Origin of the sequence: Pannonibacter phragmitetus DSM 14782 (assembly GCF_000382365.1) — a bacterium.
Lineage (GTDB): Bacteria > Pseudomonadota > Alphaproteobacteria > Rhizobiales > Stappiaceae > Pannonibacter > Pannonibacter phragmitetus.
In genome coordinates, this window is the sequence record NZ_KB908216.1 from 374,063 (window position 1) to 393,926 (window position 19,864).

Annotated in this window: 18 protein-coding genes and 2 riboswitches; all 18 genes read left to right on the forward strand. The window is 63.4% G+C overall.

Features of this window, described 5'->3' with window-relative positions:
- The first annotated feature begins 38 nt into the window (after window positions 1–38).
- The 18 genes from nusA (at window position 39) to nrdF (ending at window position 19,792) form a co-directional block, all read left to right on the forward strand.
- The gene (gene nusA / locus H163_RS0106685; RefSeq protein WP_019963786.1) at window positions 39–1,664 is read left to right on the forward strand and encodes a transcription termination factor NusA; all 1,626 of its coding nucleotides are present in this window, start codon (window positions 39–41) and stop codon (window positions 1,662–1,664) included.
- 142 nt (window positions 1,665–1,806) lie between these two features.
- On the forward strand, window positions 1,807–2,469 hold the full coding sequence (locus H163_RS0106690) for an RNA-binding protein (protein ID WP_019963787.1): 663 nt from the start codon (window positions 1,807–1,809) through the stop codon (window positions 2,467–2,469).
- An 8-nt stretch (window positions 2,470–2,477) separates the two neighbouring features.
- Entirely contained in the window at window positions 2,478–5,213 is a 2,736-nt protein-coding gene (gene infB / locus H163_RS0106695; protein ID WP_019963788.1) for a translation initiation factor IF-2, read from the forward strand.
- Between the two features lie 154 nt (window positions 5,214–5,367).
- The gene (gene rbfA, locus H163_RS0106700; protein WP_019963789.1) at window positions 5,368–5,796 is read left to right on the forward strand and encodes a 30S ribosome-binding factor RbfA; all 429 of its coding nucleotides are present in this window, start codon (window positions 5,368–5,370) and stop codon (window positions 5,794–5,796) included.
- Window positions 5,797–5,836: 40 nt separating this feature from the next.
- A complete protein-coding gene (truB, locus tag H163_RS0106705) occupies window positions 5,837–6,772 on the forward strand; it encodes a tRNA pseudouridine(55) synthase TruB (RefSeq protein ID WP_019963790.1) in 936 nt (311 codons plus the stop codon).
- A 219-nt stretch (window positions 6,773–6,991) separates the two neighbouring features.
- Window positions 6,992–7,261, forward strand: coding sequence for a 30S ribosomal protein S15 (gene rpsO, locus H163_RS0106710; protein WP_019963791.1), 270 nt, complete (start codon window positions 6,992–6,994; stop codon window positions 7,259–7,261).
- A gap of 228 nt (window positions 7,262–7,489) precedes the next feature.
- Complete coding sequence (gene pnp, locus H163_RS0106715) at window positions 7,490–9,616, forward strand: polyribonucleotide nucleotidyltransferase (protein WP_019963792.1); 2,127 nt, start codon at window positions 7,490–7,492, stop codon at window positions 9,614–9,616.
- A 272-nt stretch (window positions 9,617–9,888) separates the two neighbouring features.
- The gene (gene dapB / locus H163_RS0106720; RefSeq protein WP_026355534.1) at window positions 9,889–10,692 is read left to right on the forward strand and encodes a 4-hydroxy-tetrahydrodipicolinate reductase; all 804 of its coding nucleotides are present in this window, start codon (window positions 9,889–9,891) and stop codon (window positions 10,690–10,692) included.
- A gap of 31 nt (window positions 10,693–10,723) precedes the next feature.
- Window positions 10,724–11,344 (forward strand): 2,3-bisphosphoglycerate-dependent phosphoglycerate mutase, encoded by a 621-nt coding sequence (locus H163_RS0106725; RefSeq protein ID WP_019963794.1) that lies wholly within the window; start codon window positions 10,724–10,726, stop codon window positions 11,342–11,344.
- A 119-nt stretch (window positions 11,345–11,463) separates the two neighbouring features.
- A riboswitch (cobalamin riboswitch) is annotated at window positions 11,464–11,710 on the forward strand.
- Between the two features lie 251 nt (window positions 11,711–11,961).
- Complete coding sequence (locus H163_RS0106730) at window positions 11,962–12,987, forward strand: ABC transporter substrate-binding protein (RefSeq protein ID WP_019963795.1); 1,026 nt, start codon at window positions 11,962–11,964, stop codon at window positions 12,985–12,987.
- Window positions 12,987–14,012 (forward strand): FecCD family ABC transporter permease, encoded by a 1,026-nt coding sequence (locus H163_RS0106735; RefSeq protein WP_019963796.1) that lies wholly within the window; start codon window positions 12,987–12,989, stop codon window positions 14,010–14,012. The genes H163_RS0106730 and H163_RS0106735 overlap by 1 nt, the downstream gene beginning before the upstream one ends.
- Window positions 14,009–14,812, forward strand: coding sequence for an ABC transporter ATP-binding protein (locus H163_RS0106740; protein ID WP_019963797.1), 804 nt, complete (start codon window positions 14,009–14,011; stop codon window positions 14,810–14,812). Before H163_RS0106735 ends, H163_RS0106740 begins: the two co-directional genes overlap by 4 nt.
- The gene (locus tag H163_RS0106745; RefSeq protein ID WP_019963798.1) at window positions 14,809–15,270 is read left to right on the forward strand and encodes a pseudoazurin; all 462 of its coding nucleotides are present in this window, start codon (window positions 14,809–14,811) and stop codon (window positions 15,268–15,270) included. Before H163_RS0106740 ends, H163_RS0106745 begins: the two co-directional genes overlap by 4 nt.
- Window positions 15,271–15,341: 71 nt before the next feature.
- A riboswitch (cobalamin riboswitch) is annotated at window positions 15,342–15,556 on the forward strand.
- The gene (locus H163_RS24895; protein ID WP_280176595.1) at window positions 15,540–15,668 is read left to right on the forward strand and encodes a hypothetical protein; all 129 of its coding nucleotides are present in this window, start codon (window positions 15,540–15,542) and stop codon (window positions 15,666–15,668) included. Its footprint overlaps the riboswitch before it by 17 nt.
- A 178-nt stretch (window positions 15,669–15,846) precedes the next feature.
- Window positions 15,847–16,068: a glutaredoxin-like protein NrdH gene (nrdH, locus tag H163_RS0106750; protein ID WP_019963799.1), complete on the forward strand. Its 222-nt coding sequence runs from the start codon at window positions 15,847–15,849 to the stop codon at window positions 16,066–16,068.
- Window positions 16,069–16,090: 22 nt separating this feature from the next.
- Window positions 16,091–16,489, forward strand: coding sequence for a class Ib ribonucleoside-diphosphate reductase assembly flavoprotein NrdI (gene nrdI / locus H163_RS0106755; RefSeq protein WP_019963800.1), 399 nt, complete (start codon window positions 16,091–16,093; stop codon window positions 16,487–16,489).
- Window positions 16,483–18,687, forward strand: coding sequence for a class 1b ribonucleoside-diphosphate reductase subunit alpha (nrdE, locus tag H163_RS0106760; RefSeq protein ID WP_019963801.1), 2,205 nt, complete (start codon window positions 16,483–16,485; stop codon window positions 18,685–18,687). The genes nrdI and nrdE overlap by 7 nt, the downstream gene beginning before the upstream one ends.
- Before the next feature lie 130 nt (window positions 18,688–18,817).
- The gene (gene nrdF, locus H163_RS0106765; protein ID WP_019963802.1) at window positions 18,818–19,792 is read left to right on the forward strand and encodes a class 1b ribonucleoside-diphosphate reductase subunit beta; all 975 of its coding nucleotides are present in this window, start codon (window positions 18,818–18,820) and stop codon (window positions 19,790–19,792) included.
- The last annotated feature ends 72 nt before the right edge of the window (window positions 19,793–19,864 follow it).

A 19,864-nucleotide genomic window follows, 5' to 3' on the forward strand; every position in this document is an offset into this window, starting at 1 on the left:
GCGCGCGGAGAACAGGCGCGCAAGAGGAGTGAACGAGAATGGCTATCAGCGCGAACCGGCTGGAACTGCTCCAGATCGCCGATGCGGTTGCCCGGGAAAAGACGATTGACCGGGGCATCGTGATCGCTGCCATGGAGGACGCCATCCAGAAGGCGGCCCGTTCCCGTTATGGCACCGAGACGGAAGTGCGCGCAGAGATCAATCCGAAGACCGGCGAGATCCGTCTGCAGCGCCTGCTCCAGGTGGTCGAGACGGTGGAGAATTTCTCTACCGATATCGCGCTCGAGGATGCCAAGCAGCGCAACCCGGAAGCCACCATCGGCGACTATATCGCCGAGCCGCTGCCGCCGCTAGACTTCGGCCGCATTGCCGCCCAGTCCGCCAAGCAGGTGATCGTGCAGAAAGTGCGCGAGGCCGAGCGTGACCGTCAGTTCGACGAGTTCAAGGACCGTATCGGCGAAGTGGTCAACGGCACGGTCAAGCGCGCCGAATATGGCAACGTCATCGTCGACCTTGGGCGCGGTGAAGGCATCGTCCGCCGTGACGAGCTGATCCCGCGCGAGCTGTTCCGCACCGGTGACCGCATCCGTGCCTATATCTACGACGTGCGCCGCGAACAGCGCGGCCCGCAGATCTTCCTGTCGCGCACCCATCCGCAATTCATGGCGAAACTCTTTGCGCAGGAGGTCCCGGAGATCTATGATGGTGTCATCGAGATCAAGGCCGTGGCCCGTGACCCGGGTTCGCGTGCCAAGATCGCCGTCATTTCCAAGGACAGCTCCATCGACCCGGTCGGCGCCTGCGTCGGTATGCGCGGTTCGCGTGTTCAGGCCGTTGTGGGCGAGCTTCAGGGCGAGAAGATCGACATCATTCCGTGGAACCCGGATGAGGCGACCTTCATCGTCAACGCCCTGCAGCCGGCGGAAGTCGCCAAGGTCGTGGTGGACGAGGATGCCGAGCGCATCGAGGTCGTGGTGCCGGACGAGCAGCTGTCGCTGGCCATTGGCCGCCGCGGCCAGAACGTGCGCCTGGCTTCGCAGCTGACCGGCTGGGCTATCGACATCATGACCGAGCAGGAAGAAAGCGAGCGGCGCCAGAAGGAATTCCAGGAGCGCTCCACCCTGTTCATGGAATGCCTCAACGTGGACGAGATGGTTGGCCAGCTGCTGGCGACCGAAGGCTTCACGTCGGTTGAGGAAGTGGCCTATGTCGATCTCGGGGAAATCTCGATGATCGAAGGCTTCGATGATGACACCGCCGAGGAAATCCAGGCCCGTGCCCGTGATTATCTCGCCGAGCTGGAAGCCAAGCAGGACGAGGAGCGCCGCGCTCTGGGTGTTGCCGACGAGCTGCGCCAGATCGATGGCCTGACCACCGCGATGCTGGTTGCCCTGGGCAAGGACGGCATCAAGACGATCGAGGATCTGGCGGGTTGCGCCGCCGATGATCTGGTCGGCTGGACCGAGCGCAAGGATGGCGAGACCAAGCGTTTCGACGGCGCCCTGTCGTCCTTCGCAGTGTCGCGCACCGATGCCGAGGGCATGGTCATGGCTGCCCGCCTTGCGGCAGGCTGGATCACCGAGGAAGAGCTTGCGGCCCACATGGGCACGTTCGAGGAAGAGGCGGAAGACGGCGAAGAAGAAGACGCCGGCGAGACCGCCTGACGAGAAGGGCTTCCGGGGCGGTTCCGCCAGGAAGCACATCCGCAGGACAGGCAGGGACAATGGTCCGGTTGCACGCCTTGCGGGATGAACGGGAACCAGAACCTGCCTGCGGCCTTGTGTGAGGCGCAGGCAGGCAGAAGGAATGGAGGCCCACCGGGTGCCGAGGAAGAACGAGCCGCTGGAACGGCAATGTGCGCTCTCGCGGGCGGTCTTGCCGGTTTCGGAGCTGATGCGCTTCGTTCTGGACCCGGAAGGGCAGGTCGTGCCGGACCTCAAGCGCCAGTTGCCAGGACGCGGAGTCTGGATCACGGCAAAGCGTGAGGCCGTCGAGACGGCCCTGAAAAAGCGTGTCTTCGCCAAGGCCTTCAAGGCCGAGGTGAAGGCGGAGCCCGGACTGGCGGATCTTATCGATACGCTGCTCGTCAAGGGCGCGCTGTCCGCACTGTCCCTGTGCCGCAAGGCCGGGGAACTGGTGACCGGGTTTTCCAAGGTCGAGGCCGCGTTGCGGCGCGATCCGGTGATCGCCCTCATTCATGCCTCGGATGCATCCGGGGACGGGATTCGAAAGCTCGCGGCAGCCGCTGCGAGCCAGACAGAGCTGGCAAGCGGCCGTCCGGTCGTCCGTTTGTTCGATTCGACTCAATTGGATTTGGCATTGGGTCGCACTAATGTGATACATGCTGCACTGCTCGCTGGCCGGGCGAGCGAAGGCTTCCTTGAACGTGTGCGTCAACTGGAAGCTTTCCGGGCAGGTTCCGTCACGTATGAACGCTGTGGCGCGGACAGTGCGGTAGCGCAGGACTGAAGGCAAATATGAACGATACGAAGAATCCAGGCGACAAGACGATCAACGTCGAGCGGAAGACCCTCGGCCTCAAGCGGGGCGGCGTCGAACAGGGAACTGTTCGCCAGAGCTTCTCCCATGGCCGGTCGAAGGCTGTCGTCGTGGAAAAGAAGAAACGCCGGGTGGTGGTTCCCGGCCAGGAAGGGCGCCCCGAGGGCGAGGCCCCGGCAGCAGCATCTGCGCCGGCCGAGCGTCCGCGTGAGGCAGCTCCTGCCCCCGCACAGGCCCAGTCCCCGGCGCCCCAGCGCCAGCAGCAGCCCCAGAACCAGGGCGGCGACCGCAATCAGCAGCAGCGCCGTGGGCCGCAGCAGCAGAACCGCGGCCAGCAGCAGCGCCCCGGTGGCGGTGCCGTGCTCCGCTCCCTGACCCAGGAAGAGGCAGCCGCCCGTGCCGCCGCCCTCAAGCTTGCGCAGCAGCGCGAGATCGAGGAGCGCAAGCGCGCCGAAGAGGAAGCCATCCGCCGGGCCGAGGAAGAGGCGATCCGCCGCGTTGAGGAAGAAGCCCGCCGCAAGGTCGAGGAAGAAGAGCGCGCACGCCGCGAGGCCGAAGAGGCCGAGCGCCGCGCTGCCGAGCCGGAAGTTCAGCCTGAGCCGGTGAAGCCGGTGGCTGCAGCGCCCGCCGCTCCCGCTGCCCGTTCTGAAGCCCCTGCCGCGCGCAAGCCCGAAGCAACGGCTGCCCCCGAGCGTCCGCGCCCGGCCGCCGGCCGCACTGCCGAGGAAGAAGCCGAGGAAGAGCGCAAAAACGGCCTGCGGACCGTCAAGCGCCCGAAGGCTCCGGCAGCTCCGGTTGCCAAGCGCAGCACCGGCGATGACCGCCGCCGTTCCAAGCTGACCATTTCTGCCGCGACCGGCGGGTCGGACGAGCAGCGTTCGCGCTCGCTTGCCTCCCTGCGCCGCCGCCGTGAAAAGGAAAAGCGTGGCGGCATGCAGGCTGTGCGCGAGAAGATCTCGCGTGAAGTCATCCTGCCGGAAGTCATCACCATCCAGGAACTCGCCAACCGTATGGCCGAGCGTTCCGTGGACGTGATCAAGCTGCTGATGAAGCAGGGCCAGATGCTGAAGATCAACGACGTGATCGACGCAGACACGGCTGAACTGATCGCTTCCGAGCTGGGCCACACGGTCAAGCGCGTCTCCGAAGCGGACGTGGAGGACGGCCTGTTCTCCGCAGCCGACGAGGAAGGCACCCTGATCTCGCGTCCGCCGGTCGTCACGATCATGGGTCACGTTGACCACGGCAAGACCTCGCTGCTGGATGCGATCCGCAATTCCAAGGTGGTGACGGGCGAAGCCGGTGGCATCACCCAGCACATCGGCGCCTATCAGGTCGAGAAGAACGGTCAGAAGATCACATTCATCGATACGCCGGGCCACGCCGCCTTCACGCAGATGCGTGCCCGCGGCGCCAAGGCAACCGATATCGTCGTGCTGGTGGTGGCTGCCGATGACGGCGTCATGCCGCAGACCAAGGAAGCGATTTCGCATGCCAAGGCTGCCGGTGTGCCGATCATCGTTGCCATCAACAAGATCGACAAGCCGGCTGCTGACCCGAACCGCGTGCGCACCGAACTGCTCCATGACGAGATCGTTGTGGAATCCATGGGCGGTGACACCATCGACGTGGAAGTTTCGGCCAAGACCGGCCTGAACCTCGACCGCCTGCTGGAAATGATCCTGCTGCAGTCGGAAGTTCTGGAACTGCGCGCCAACCCGGAACGCACCGCCGAAGGTCTCGTCATCGAAGCCCAGCTCGACAAGGGCCGTGGTCCGGTGGCAACCGTTCTGGTGCAGAAGGGCACCCTGCGCGTTGGTGACATTCTTGTCGCCGGCGGCGAGTGGGGCAAGGTCCGCGCCATGCTGGACGAGGACGGCAACCAGGTGAAGGAGGCAGGTCCCTCCAAGCCGGTCGAAATCCTCGGCTTCCAGGGTACGCCGGATGCCGGTGACCAGGTCGCCGTGGTCGAGAACGAAGCCCGTGCCCGCGAGATCGTGGACTACCGTCAGCGTCAGAAGCGCGAGAAGCTGTCCGTGCTGAAGGCCGGTTCGCGCGGCTCGCTGGAGCAGATGATGAGCCGTCTGCAGAGCGGCGGCCGCAAGGACTTCCCGCTGGTGGTCAAGGCGGACGTGCAGGGCTCGGCGGAAGCCATTGCCCATGCGCTGGAGAAGCTCGGCAACGACGAAGTCGGCGCCCGCATCCTCCTGTCCGGCGTTGGCGGCATCACCGAGAGCGACGTCACGCTGGCGACCGCCTCGAATGCCTCGATCATCGCGTTCAACGTGCGCGCCAACAAGCAGGCCCGTGAAGCGGCCGAGCGTGAAGGCATCGAGATCCGCTACTACAACATCATCTACGACCTCGTGGATGACGTGAAGGCGGCGATGTCCGGCATGCTGGCTCCCGAGCGGCGCGAAACCTTCATCGGTTATGCCGAGATCCGCGAGATCTTCGACATCACCAAGGTGGGCAAGGTGGCAGGCTGCCTTGTCACGGAAGGTATCGTCGAGCGCGGCGCCGAAGTCCGCCTTATCCGCGACAACGTCGTGGTGCACGAAGGCAAGCTGGGCACGCTCAAGCGCTTCAAGGATGACGTCAAGTCTGTCGAATCCGGTCAGGAATGCGGCATGAACTTCGTCAACTTCCAGGACATGCGCGTCGGCGATGTCATCGAGTGCTTCCGCGTCGAGCAGATCGCCCGCACGCTGTAAGGCAAGCGCCAGACCCGGCGGCATCCGCCGGGCGTCGAGCCAGATGAAATGCTGGCAGGATTGCACGCCGGCGCGAGGAGCTTCCTTTGCGCCGGCGGTTTGTTTTCGCAGGGCACCGGCCGTCCCCGGTGGGCCTGTTTGAGTGGATGACCCAATGGCCAGAACATCAGGAGAGGGCGCCGGCATGCCCTCGCAGCGCCAGCTTCGCGTCGGCGAAATCGTGCGCAAGGAACTGTCGGAAATCCTCACCCGCGGCCAGCTGTCCGACCCGGACCTGGACGGGGTGATCATCACCATCCCGGAAGTGCGGATGACGCCGGATCTGCGTCTGGCCACCTGCCTGATCATGCCGCTGGGCGGCCAGAACGGCGACAAGGTGGTGAAGGCGCTGAACCGCAGCGCCAAGTACTTCCGTGGCCAGGTGTCCCGCCGCATGACCATGAAATTCATGCCGGACCTGCGCTTCATCCTCGACACCCGCTTTGACGATGACGACCGCATCGGCGCGCTGCTGCACACACCCGATGTGAAGCGCGACATTGCAGACGGCGCGGACGAAGACGGTGATGAGCGCGTGGATTGAACCGCGCCCTTGGGTCCATCCGGAATTTCAGGAAACAAACATGTCCCGTCCGCAGAAGCAGCGCCGCCCGCGCAACGCCATTGACGGCTGGCTGGTGCTCGACAAGCCCTATGGCCTGACCTCCAATGACGCCCTGTCGCGCCTGAAGCGCATCCTGCATCCGGAAAAGGTTGGCCATGCCGGCACGCTGGACCCGCGTGCCTCCGGCTGCCTGCCGATTGCCTTCGGCGAAGCGACCAAGACCGTGCCCATGGTGATGAACGGGCGCAAGATCTACCGCTTTGAAGTCACCTGGGGCGCGGAAACCAACACGGATGACACCGAGGGCGAAGTCATCGCCACCTCGGATGTGCGGCCGGATGCTGCCGCCATCGGCGCCGTGCTGCCGGAGTTTACAGGCACCATCCTGCAGGTGCCGCCGAAATTCTCGGCCATCAAGGTGGACGGCGAGCGCGCCTATGACCTTGCCCGCGACGGCGAGGACGTGGAGCTGGAAGCCCGGCCCATCGACGTGCACCGCCTGACGCTGGTGGACATGCCGGACGCGAACCGCGCCGTCTTCGAGGCCGAGTGCGGCAAGGGCACCTATGTGCGGGCTCTGGCGCGCGACCTGGGCCGCCGTCTGGGCACCTGCGGCCATGTCACCGAGCTGCGCCGCCTGCTGGTCGGGCCTTTTGGCGAAGCGGACATGGTGACGCTGGAGGAGCTGAACGAAGCTGCCGAAGAGGCGGAAGGCAATGTGGAAGCGCTGATGGACTTCCTGCTGCCGGTGCGCGAGGCGCTGGAAGACCTGCCGGAAGTGCCGGTCAGCAGCGACGATGCCGCCCGCATCCGCCAGGGCATGGCGGTGCTGCTGCGCGGGCGCAATGCGCCGCTGTCCTGTGATCTGGCCTTCGCCAGCCATGGCGGCACGCCGGTGGCACTCGGCTTCATCGACAAGGGCCGGTTCCAGCCTTCGCGCATTCTTCACCTTTAGGAACGGCGGCGTACGGCCTTTCAAGATTCTTCTGGAATTTGCAGGCCGTCTCCGTCATATTCCCGCGCAATCGGGCCAATGATGGCCCCGATCCCTTCTGCCCGACCTTCGCTGGACGACATCCCGGCCCTGGCTGAACGGCAGGAGCGGCACACGGTGGCCATGAGCCGCCAAGATACAGCTGGCCCGGCCAGCTTCATCCCATGAAAGGACATACCGATGTCGATCACTGCAGAGCGCAAGGCGCAGCTCATCAAGGAATATGGCATCAAGGAAGGTGACACCGGTTCTCCGGAAGTGCAGGTCGCCGTTCTGACCGAACGGATCAACAACCTGACCGAACACTTCAAGGGACACGTGAAGGACAACCATTCCCGCCGTGGCCTGCTGAAGCTGGTGGCCCTGCGCCGTTCCCTGCTCGACTACCTGAACCGCAAGGACGAAGGCCGTTACAAGACGCTGATCGGCCGCCTCGGGATCCGTCGCTAAGGATAACAAGGAAACGCGGTGGGTGGATTTGCCCGCCGCGTTTGCTTATAGGAAGTCTCATGACAGTCATGGGGCAGGATCGCCGGATGCTCTCCCGGCAGTGCCAAGGGGCACGGGAAGCGTCTTGCCGTCTTGCCCATGATCTGTCCCCGGTAACCGGCCCATCCGGGGCCAGCCGGAAACCGCCCGCATGCCAAGGGGCTGCGGACGCATATGTAAGGACATTGCATGTTCAATATTCATCGTGTTGAAGTCGACTGGGCCGGCCGCCCGCTGGTCCTCGAAACCGGCAAGGTCGCCCGTCAGGCTGACGGCGCCGTGATGGCCACCTATGGCGAGACCAAGGTGCTGGCCACCGTCGTGTCCGCCAAGGAGCCGAAGCCCGGCCAGGACTTCTTCCCGCTCACCGTCAACTACCAGGAAAAGGCCTTCGCTGCCGGCAAGATCCCGGGTGGCTACTTCAAGCGTGAAGGCCGTCCGTCCGAGCACGAGACCCTGACCTCGCGCCTGATCGACCGTCCGATCCGTCCGCTGTTTGCTGATGGCTACAAGAACGACACCCAGGTGATCGTGACCGTCCTGTCGCATGACATGGAAAACGCTCCGGACATCCTCGCCATGGTCGCAGCCTCTGCTGCCCTGACCCTGTCGGGTGTCCCGTTCATGGGCCCGATCGGCGGCGCCCGCGTCGGCTACATCAATGGCGAATACGTGCTGAACCCGGCCGTTGACACCATGGCCGATTCGCTGCTCGACCTCGTCGTCGCCGGCACCAATGACGCCGTTCTTATGGTGGAATCCGAAGCCAAGGAACTGAACGAAGACATCATGCTCGGCGCCGTGATGTTCGGTCACCGCGGTTTCCAGACCGTGATCGACGCCATCATCAAGCTGGCCGAGACCGCAGCCAAGGAGCCCCGCGCGCTCAACCTGCCGGATCACTCCGAGCTCTATGGCAAGATCAAGGGCATCGCTGCCGCCGATCTGACCGCAGCCTACAAGATCACCTCCAAGACAGAGCGCAAGAATGCCGTTGACGCGGCCAAGGCCAAGGTCGTGGAAGCTGTCATCACCAATGGCGGCGACGCAGCTCCGGCTGGCACCGTTGTCGGCGAGCTGTTCAAGAAGCTGGAAGCCGAGATCGTTCGCGGCGCCATCATCGAGACCGGCCACCGCATCGACGGCCGCGACCTGAAGACCGTCCGTCCGATCGTCTCGGAAGTCGGCATCCTGTCGCGTGCACACGGCTCGGCCCTGTTCACCCGTGGTGAAACCCAGGCCATGGTCGTTGCCACCCTCGGCACCGGCGAAGACGAGCAGTTCGTTGACGCGCTGGAAGGCACCTACAAGCAGCACTTCATGCTGCACTACAACTTCCCGCCCTATTCCGTGGGCGAGACGGGCCGCATGGGCTCGCCGGGCCGCCGTGAAATCGGCCATGGCAAGCTGGCATGGCGCGCCATCCACCCGATGCTGCCGAACCACCACGAGTTCCCCTACACCCTGCGCGTCGTCTCCGAGATCACCGAGTCCAACGGCTCGTCCTCGATGGCAACCGTCTGCGGCACCTCGCTGGCGCTGATGGATGCAGGCGTTCCGCTGAAGGCTCCGGTGGCCGGTATCGCCATGGGTCTCATCAAGGAAGGCGACAAGTTCGCCGTTCTGTCCGACATTCTCGGCGATGAAGACCACCTCGGCGACATGGACTTCAAGGTGGCCGGTACATCCAACGGCGTCACCTCGCTGCAGATGGACATCAAGATCGACGGCATCACCGAAGAGATCATGAAGGTCGCTCTGGATCAGGCCCGCGACGGCCGCATCCACATCCTCGGCGAAATGTCCAACGCCATCACCGAAGCCCGTTCGGAACTCGGCGAACATGCGCCGCGCATCGAAGTGCTGAAGATCCCGGTCGACAAGATCCGTGAAGTGATCGGTTCGGGCGGCAAGGTCATCCGCGAGATCGTGGAAAAGACCGGCGCCAAGATCAACATCGAGGACGATGGCACCGTCAAGGTGGCCTCCTCCGACGGCAAGGCGATCAAGGCTGCGATCAACTGGATCAACTCCATCGCCGCTGAGCCGGAAATCGGCATGATCTACGAAGGCACGGTCGTGAAGTGCGTCGATTTCGGCGCCTTCGTGAACTTCTTCGGCGCCAAGGACGGCCTCGTCCACATTTCGCAGCTCGCCCCGCAGAAGGTTGCCAAGGTCACTGACGTGATCAAGGAAGGCGACAAGGTCTGGGTCAAGCTCATGGGCTTCGACGAGCGCGGCAAGGTCCGCCTGTCCATGAAGGTTGTCGATCAGGCAACCGGCAAGGAAATCGAGAAGGAAAAGGACGCGGAATAATCCGCTTCCAGATCCTGAAAGACATGGGACCCGGGCCGCAAGCCCGGGTCTTTTCTTTTGCTCAGCGGCACCATGCAGGTTTGATCTGCCCTGCCGCTGCGTCCCTTGCTGCCTTTGGTACCCTCGCTTCCCTCCCGCGTATGAAGACAAGGCACCTTGGGCACGAATACATGTGGCCCGGGCACGCAGCTTCACCGCCACAAGCCCTTTCGCGCATCCCTTCCGCCTGATATATCGGGCCGGAAACAAATTCAGGAACACACATGAGCCAGATGCGTCTTGTCGTCGTCGGGGCTGCCGGCCGGATGGGCCAGGCCCTTGTGCGCGCCATCACCGCCATGGAAGGCAGCGTGCTTGCTGCCGCCATCGAACGGGAAGGCTCACCGGCCCTCGGCAAAGATGCTGGCGAGCTTGCCGGTCTCGGGCCCCTCGGCGTCAGGATCACGGATGATCCGCTGACCGCCTTTGCCGCCGCCGAAGGCGTGCTGGATTTCACCGCCCCCAAGGCCAGCCTGCATTTTGCCGAGCTCGCCGCCCAGGCGCGCATCGTGCACGTCATCGGCACCACCGGCTGGACGGATGAGGACCTGCCGAAGCTGGAGGCTGCCGCCCGCCATGCCCGGCTCGTCAAGTCCGGCAACATGAGCCTTGGCGTCAACCTGCTGGCGGCGCTGGTGAAGAAGGCCGCTGCAGCCCTTGGCCCCGATTACGATCTGGAAATCGTCGAGATGCACCACCGCCACAAGGTGGATGCCCCCTCCGGCACGGCGCTGCTGCTGGGCGAGGCTGCAGCCGAAGGGCGCGGCATAGGCCTTGCGGAGCATTCGGTGCGGGTACGCGACGGGCATACCGGCCCGCGTGAGGCCGGCACCATCGGCTTTGCCACCCTGCGCGGCGGTTCTGTCGTCGGCGACCACACCGTCATCCTCGCCGGTGAGGGCGAGCGGGTCGAACTGACCCACAAGGCGGAAGACCGCCAGATCTTTGCCCGTGGTGCAGTCAGGGCGGCCCTGTGGGCGCGCGACCGCAAGCCGGGCCTCTACTCCATGGCCGACGTGCTCGGCCTCAACGACTGACAGACCTTCAGAAATTCAAGGAGATCGGTGCATGGAACGTCTCTTGGTGCTCGTCCGCCACGGCCAGAGCGAATGGAACCTCAAGAACCTCTTCACCGGCTGGAAGGACCCGGACCTGACCGAGCAGGGCATCGGTGAAGCCAAGGCCGCTGGCGGCAAGCTGCGCGACATGAAGCTGAAGTTCGATGTCGCCTTCACCTCGGACCTGACCCGCGCGCAGCACACGCTGAAGCTCATCCTTGCCGAACTCGGCCAGGACGGTCTGGAGACGATCCGCGATCAGGCCCTGAACGAGCGCGACTACGGCGACATCACCGGCATGAACAAGGATGAAGCCCGCGAGAAGTTCGGCGAGGAGCAGGTGCACATCTGGCGCCGCTCCTTCGACGTGCCCCCTCCGGGTGGCGAAAGCCTGAAGATGACGGCCGAGCGCGTTCTGCCCTATTACCGCGCCGAGATCCTGCCGCGCGTCATGGAAGGCACCCGCGTCATCGTTGCCGCCCATGGCAACTCCCTGCGCGCGCTGATCATGGAACTGGAAAAGCTGACGCCGGAACAGATCCTCAAGCGCGAACTGGGCACCGGCGCACCGGTCGTCTACCGTCTGGATGAAGACGGCCAGGTGGTCAGCGTCGAGGATCTGGCAGACTGATCCGCAGAGAGCGGCGGCCGCTGGCCTGCCGCAGAGCACATCCGGAAAGGCGCCCCAGCAAGGGCGCCTTTTTTGTTGGCACCGCCGCACAGCTGCAGCTTGACGGGTTGCTTTCCGGAAAATACTACTTCTGCGACGGTTTCTGGCAGTGAGAGCTGCCGGGATTAAAAGGGAACACGGTACGGACGACCCAATCAGGGGCCAAATCCGTGGCTGCCCCCGCAACTGTAAGCAGATGCCGGTCATTCTTGCGGCGCTTCCTCGGAAGACGCCGGGTCACTGCGCCAGTCCTCAACTGGTGCGGGAAGGCAAATGACCGGCCTGAAATCTGTGAGCCAGGAGACCTGCCGTCATGTGAAATCCAGATGCTTGAGCGGGGATGCTCAAGGAGGATCAAAATGACGGTATTCCTGCCTCAGGCCTTCGGGCCTGCAAGACGTTTTGCTGCCCTTTCCTCCGGGGGGGCATGCGCTTCCCTGCCTTCCCGGTCCTGCGCTGGCTCCAGCCGCTTCAGCGGACTGCTGTCTGGTCCGTGCGGATCTTGAGCACTTCAAGGCGTGATGCAGCCGCATTGCGGCGCCTTGACATGACATCTGCCCAAAGGAAGGAAACCTCCCGTGCTTCTGCGCAATTTTGCTGCCGCCGCAGGCCTTGCTGCCTGCGCATCTTTCTCCCTGCCTGGTACAGCTCACGCCGGAAAGACCCAGTATCCGCTGACGCTGGAGAATTGCGGCAAGGAACTGACCTTCACCAAGGCGCCGGAGCGGACCGTCTCCGTAGGCCAGAGCACCACCGAGATTCTCTATCTGCTGGGACAGGCGGACAAGATCACCGGGACGGCCCTTTGGATCGGCCCCGTTATTGAGGGCTATGAGGAGGTCAACGCCACGGTGCCGCGCCTTGCAGACAATGCGCCCAGCTTTGAAAGTGTGACGGGGGCCCGGCCGGAGCTGGTGACCACCCAGTTTCAGTGGCAGATCGGCCCGCAGGGCGTCGTTGCCACTGTGGAACAGTTCGAGGAACTGGGGATCGCCGTCTATACCTCGCCGGCCGATTGCACCGGTAAGGACAATTCTGCCGGTGATGACGGGCTGCGCAAGGCCAGCTTCTCCATGGACCTGATCTACCAGGAGATCGACGACCTCGCCCGCATCTTCGATGTCGAAGACAGGGGCACTGCCCTGATCGCAGAGCTGAAGGAGCGGGAGGAGGCCGCACGCCGGAAAATCGGAGCCGTCAATGGCGAAGTCTCGGCCGTCTTCTGGTTCTCGAGTGCCGATCTGGCGATCGACCCTTACGTGGCGGGCCAGAAGGGCGCGCCCGGCTACATGACCGCGAGCCTCGGCCTCAAGAATGTGATCGAGAGCGACGAAGAGTGGCCGACCGTCGGCTGGGAGACGATTGCCCGGTCCAACCCCACGGTGATCGTCGCCGGCAAGATGGACCGCCGCCGGTTCCCCGCCGATGACGTGGAGCTGAAGCAGAAGTTCCTCAAGGAGGATCCGGTCACCAGCCTGATGCCAGCGGTCAAGGAAGGCCGGATCATCGTCATGGATGCACAGGCCATGAACCCGACGATCCGCACTATCGAAGGCATGGAAGTGCTGGCCGATGCGCTGGCCGTTTTCGGTCTCGCCAAGTGATGACGCTTCCTTTCCACGCGGGAAAATGGGGAGGCGGTGCGCTTGGCACCGTCTCTCTCATTGCAGCTCTTGCCGCCGGGGCCGCCATTGGCGAGACCTCCATCCCGGTTGATACCGTCTTTCAGACGGTGGCAAACCGGGCCTGGGCGGCCGGTTATGTCCTTGATCCGATCGACGAAGGGGTGATCTGGAACTATCGGGTCGCCCGTGCCGTGGCTGCTGCGGCCTGCGGCGCATCTCTGGCCTTGTGCGGCGCGATCCTCCAGTCGCTGCTGCGCAATGCCCTGGCCGACCCCTATATCCTCGGCATCTCGGCGGGAGCCTCCACCGGTGCGGTCAGTGTTGCCATTCTCGGGCTCGGGGGCGGGCTGCTGTCCCTTCCCCTCGGGGCCTTTGCCGGTGCGCTCACGGCCTTCGGCCTGGTCAGCCTGCTGGCCGTCCTCGCCGGGCGCAGCAGTGCCGCCGTGATTCTGGCCGGTATCGCCTGTTCGCAGCTTTTCAACGCGGTCACCTCCTTCATCGTCACCAAGTCGGCGACGGCCGATCAGGCACGCGGCATCATGTTCTGGCTGCTCGGCAATCTGTCGGGCGTGCGCTGGCCGGATGCCGGGCTGGCCGTGCCGGTGGCACTGGCCGGTTTCATCGTCTGCCTGCTGCATGCAAGGCATCTGGACGCCTTTGCCTTCGGAACCAATGCGGCCGCGTCTGCCGGGGTTCCGGTGCGCCGGGTCTACATAATCCTGATCGCCACGGCGGCCATCATGACCGCCGTCATGGTCAGCATAGCCGGATCGATCGGCTTCGTCGGACTGGTCATACCCCATGCCGCACGGCTGCTGGTTGGCGTCCGGCATGGGCTGCTGCTGCCGGTTTCGGCCTGGCTCGGTGCGGTCTTCATGATCTTTGCCGACATTCTGTCGCGAATCCTGATCCCCGGTCAGGTGCTGCCCATCGGCGTGATGACCGCCCTTGCCGGAGCACCTGCCTTTGCCCTTCTCCTGATCCACAGGCCAGTGACACGATGATGCTGACAGCTCATGACCTGACTTGGCGCGCGCAGGGCCGCCTCATCAACGACAAGGTCAGCCTTGATCTCGCAGAGGGCGAGTTTCTGGGCATCGCCGGACCCAACGGCTCGGGGAAATCGACCCTTCTGTCCATGCTCTCCGGGCTGCGCAAGCCCGCATCCGGACATGTGACCGTCATGGGCACGCCCATGACGGATCTGTCCCGGCGTGACATTGCACGCCGGATTGCCGTGGTCGAGCAGCATGCGGAGACCAGCGAGCGGCTGACCGCGCGCCAGGTCGTGGAGCTTGGCCGCACCCCGCATCTCAGCATTTTGCGGCAATGGTCCGGCGAGGACGATGCCATCGTCTCGGGCGCAATCGCGGCGGCCGGCATGCAGGATTTCGAGACACGGGAATGGCTGACCCTCTCCGGCGGGGAGAAGCAGCGGCTGCAGATCGCACGTGCCCTGGCACAGCAGCCGGCGGTCCTCATCCTGGATGAACCCACCAATCACCTCGACATCGAGCACCAGATCGGGCTGCTGGATCTTGTCAGCTCGCAGGGGCTCAGCGTCATTGCCGCGCTGCATGACCTCAATCACGCGGCCATGTTCTGCGACCGGCTGATCGTGATGGACGCTGGCCGGATCGCTGCGCAGGGCCGTCCCGGCAGCATTCTCACCCCCGATCTTCTGGCCAGGGTCTTCAAGGTCGAGGCCACGGTGGAAACGGGACCGGAGGGCGAGTGCCATATCCGGTATGCCCGGCCATCCAGCCGCCGCCGCAAACACCCGCTTCAAGGAGCAGCAGCATGATGATGCGCAGCCTCGCCCGCACCCTTTTCCTCAGCTTTGTTTCTGCCCAGTCCCTGCTCATGGCAAGCACCGCTGCAACCCGAGCCGGGACTGTCGACGTCCAGATGCTGAACCGGGGCGCCCATGGCACCATGGTGTTCGAGCCCGATTTCGTGCAGATCGAGCCGGGCGATACGGTGACCTTCCGGGTTGGCCACAAGAGCCACAATGCCGCTTCCATCGCCACAATGGTGCCCGAGGGCTTCGCCGGTTTCACCGGCAAGATCAACGAGGAGATTTCCATCACCTTTGATCAACCGGGGCTCTATGGCATCAAGTGCTCGCCGCACTATACCATGGGTATGGTCATGGTGATTCGGGTCGGCGATGCCGCCCGGCCTGCGGGTTTTCCCGACCCAAGCGTTCCCCCCGCCTCTCTCAAGCGCTTCGAAGAGATTTTGGCCCGCTCCGGCCTCTGAGCCAGATAACTACATCTTGTGGGTATTGTGCACTTCCTCACATAGGGATTGATAAAATTCGAATCTCCGCTATGTTGAGTCCTGTTCAGGGTTCTCCGGCGGAAACGCCGACGAGCTGAGACGGGAACAGGGTGAAACCGGCGGAAATCCGGCAATTCCCAGGCTGCCCCCGCAACTGTGAACGGTGAGCGTTCGTCCCATTCTGCCACTTGGCCGCAAGGCCTGGGAAGGCGGGGCGGCGTGATGACCCGTGAGCCAGGAGACCTGCCTTGAGCGTAACGTCCACCGGCGGGGTGCCGGAGGGGCGCGGTCAGTTCATGTCCGGTTCTGCCGGGCTGTCCGCTCCCTCTGGCCAGCGCCATCTGCTTCGGCAGCAGTGCTTCGGGGTGCAGGCATGATCAAGAGAGCCGTTTTCGAGTTTCCGCCGGGGTAGTCACCTGCGGCCCGTTTTCTCCCGCTCCACCGGATTGGTCCGGCTGCTGCAGCGTGGGAATTGTCCTTGAGTTTTTATCTGATGCCGGCTGCGCAAAGGCGTGGCCGAACCCTTTGTCACGTCCGTCATATGAGGATCGACCGATGACCGTCACCGTCTACAGCAAGCCCGCCTGCGTTCAGTGCAATGCCACCACCCGCGCCCTGGAGCGCAAGGGCATCGACTACACGCTGGTGGACATTTCCGAAGACACGGCGGCCTATGACTATGTGACGGGCCTTGGCTACCGTCAGGTGCCGGTGGTTGTCGCCGGTGAAAACCACTGGGCCGGTTTCCGCCCGGACCTGATCGGCGGCCTCGGCTGAAGCACTGAAGGGCGCGTGCACCATGGGCAGGCTCGTCTATTTTTCCAGCACGTCGGAAAACACCCGCCGCTTCGTCGAGAAGCTGGGGTATGACGCCATCCGCCTGCCCGTGGACGCCAGCGCGCCCGTGCCCCTCGTGAGTGAGCCCTTCGTGCTGGTGACGCCGACCTATGGCGGCGGCACGGCGAAGGGCGCGGTTCCGAAACCGGTGATCCGCTTTCTCAACGAGGAGCAGAACCGCAAGCTCATCCGCGGCGTCATCGCTGCGGGCAACACCAATTTCGGCGAAGGCTATGCCATCGCCGGCAACATCATTTCCGCCAAGTGCAACGTGCCGTTCCTCTACAGGTTCGAGCTTCTGGGCACGGCGGAGGATGTCGAGAACGTCACCCTCGGACTGGAACGGTTTTGGACATGCTAGACACGGATTCCCCGCAGGACGCGGGCGCAAAGACCCACTCCGCAGCCGTTGCCCCGGCCTCCGGTGGCAGCAATGCCCGCCAGTCCACGGCGCTGGACTATCACGCGCTGAACGCGATGCTGAACCTCTATGATGATGAGGGAAAGATCCAGTTCGAGAAGGACCGCGAGGCCGCGCGCCAGTATTTCCTCTCGCACGTGAACCAGAACACGGTCTTCTTCCATAATCTCAAGGAGAAGCTCGATTATCTGGTCACCGAAGGCTACTACGAGCCCGAGGTTCTGGAGCAGTATTCCTTTGCCTTCGTACGCGATCTGTTCGACGCTGCCTATGCAAAGAAGTTCCGTTTCCCGACCTTCCTCGGCGCCTTCAAGTATTACACGTCCTACACGCTGAAGACGTTTGACGGTAAGCGCTATCTGGAGCGCTACGAGGACCGCGTCTGCATGGTGGCGCTGGCGCTGGCGCGCGGCGACGAAGCCCTGGCCATGGCGATGATGGAAGAGATCATCACCGGCCGCTTCCAGCCGGCAACGCCGACCTTCCTCAACGCGGGCAAGAAGAGCCGTGGCGAGCTGGTGTCCTGCTTCCTGCTGCGCATCGAAGACAACATGGAGTCCATCGGCCGGTCGATCAATTCGGCGCTGCAGCTGTCCAAGCGCGGCGGCGGCGTGGCCCTGTGCCTGACGAACCTGCGCGAATCGGGTGCGCCCATCAAGCACATCGAGAATCAGTCTTCCGGCGTCATCCCGGTGATGAAGCTTCTGGAAGACAGCTTCTCCTATGCCAACCAGCTGGGAGCCCGTCAGGGTGCGGGCGCGGTGTATCTCAACGCCCACCACCCGGACATCATGCGCTTCCTCGACACCAAGCGCGAGAATGCGGACGAGAAGATCCGCATCAAGACCCTGTCGCTGGGTGTCGTCGTGCCGGACATCACCTTCGAGCTCGCCCGCAACAACGAGGACATGTATCTGTTCTCGCCCTATGACGTGGAGCGGGTCTACGGCGTGCCCTTCTCCGAGATTTCGGTGACGGAAAAGTACCGCGAGATGGTCGAGGACGCGCGCATCCGCAAGTCCAAGATCAAGGCCCGCGAGTTCTTCCAGATCATCGCCGAGATCCAGTTCGAGAGCGGCTATCCCTACCTCATGTTCGAGGACACGGTGAACCGCGCCAACCCGATTGCCGGCCGCATTTCCATGAGCAACCTGTGCTCGGAAATCCTGCAGGTGAGCGAGGCCAGCGTCTATGAGGAGGACCTGTCCTACTCGCACCTCGGCAAGGACATTTCCTGCAATCTCGGCTCGCTGAACATCGCCAAGACGATGGATTCGGATGATTTCGGCCGCACGGTCGAAACCTCCATCCGCGCCCTGACGGCGGTTGCCGAGATGAGCAACATCACCTCCGTGCCTTCCATCGCCCGTGGCAATGCGGAGAGCCTTGCCATCGGCCTTGGCCAGATGAACCTGCACGGCTATCTCGCCCGCGAGCGCATTTTCTACGGCTCGGAAGAAGGCATCGACTTCACCAACATCTACTTCTACGCCGTGACCTATCATGCAGTCCGTGCGTCGAACCGTCTGGCGGTCGAAAAAGGCCGCAGCTTCAAGGGCTTCGAGAAGTCCAAGTATGCTTCCGGCGAATATTTCGACAAGTACACGGATCAGGTCTGGGCGCCGAAGACGGAGCGCGTGGCGCAGCTTTTCGCTGATGCCGGGATCCATATTCCGACGCAGGACGACTGGCGCGCCCTCAAGGCCGAGGTAATGACCGGCGGGCTCTATAACCAGAACCTGCAGGCCGTGCCGCCCACCGGCTCGATCTCCTACATCAACCACTCGACCTCCTCGATCCACCCGATCGTGTCAAAGATCGAGATCCGCAAGGAAGGCAAGATCGGCCGCGTCTATTATCCGGCGCCCTACATGTCGAATGAAAACCTCGACTATTATCAGGATGCCTACGAGATCGGGCCGGAGAAGATCATCGACACCTATGCCGCGGCCACCCAGCACGTGGATCAGGGCCTGTCGCTGACGCTGTTCTTCCGCGACACGGCCACGACCCGCGACATCAACCGGGCGCAGATCTATGCCTGGAAGCAGGGCATTAAGACCATCTATTACATCCGCCTGCGCCAGATGGCTCTGGACGGCACGCAGGTTCAGGGCTGCGTGTCCTGCACTCTCTAATACCAAGGCTCTGAGATGCTGACGCATCACGCCTTGAAAATGCTCAAGCGCCGCAAGGGCTTAACCAATGCTCGATAAGTCGAGCCCATCGAGCATTGGTATAAGCTGTCTGGCCCGTGGAGAAAGCATCATGAACATGCACATCAAGCCCGCCTCCCGCGTGCGCGCCATCAACTGGAACCGCATCGAGGACGACAAGGATCTGGAAGTCTGGAACCGCCTGACCGGCAATTTCTGGCTGCCGGAGAAAGTTCCGCTGTCCAACGACATCCAGTCCTGGGCCACCCTGCGCCCGGAAGAGCAGCGCCTGACCATCCGCGTCTTCACCGGCCTCACCCTGCTGGACACGATCCAGAATGGCGTCGGCGCGGTGACGCTGATGGAAGATGCCGTGACGCAGCATGAAGAGGCGGTTCTGTCGAACATCTCCTTCATGGAAGCGGTGCATGCGCGCTCCTATTCATCCATCTTCTCGACGCTCTGCCTGACGCCGGATGTGGACGAGGCCTACCGCTGGTCGGAGGAGAACGAGTTCCTGCAGAAGAAATCCGCGCTGATCATGGAGCAGTACGGAAGCGGCGATCCGCTGAAGAAGAAGATTGCCTCGGTCTTCCTCGAGAGCTTCCTGTTCTACTCGGGCTTCTATCTGCCGATGTACTGGTCGAGCCGCGCCAGGCTGACCAACACGGCGGACCTCATCCGCCTGATCATCCGCGACGAGGCGGTGCATGGCTATTACATCGGCTACAAGTTCCAGCGCGCGCTGGACCGGGAGCCGGAAGCCCGCCGCCAGGAGATCAAGGATTTCGCCTTTGACCTGCTGCTGGAGCTTTACGACAACGAGACCCGCTACACCGAAGAGCTTTACGACGGTGCGGGCCTGACCGAGGACGTGAAGAAGTTCCTGCATTACAACGCCAACAAGGCGCTGATGAACCTCGGCTACGAGGCCCTGTTCCCGGCGGAAGCCTGCAAGGTGAACCCGGCGATCCTCTCGGCCCTCTCGCCGAATGCCGACGAGAACCACGACTTCTTCTCCGGCTCCGGCTCGTCCTATGTCATCGGCAAGGCCGTGGCGACGGAAGACGAAGACTGGGATTTCTGAGACCCGGCCAGAGGCTTGGGTGATTTCAGGGCCTTACGCTGCCGCGTGAGGCCCTGATCTGATTCAAGCTGA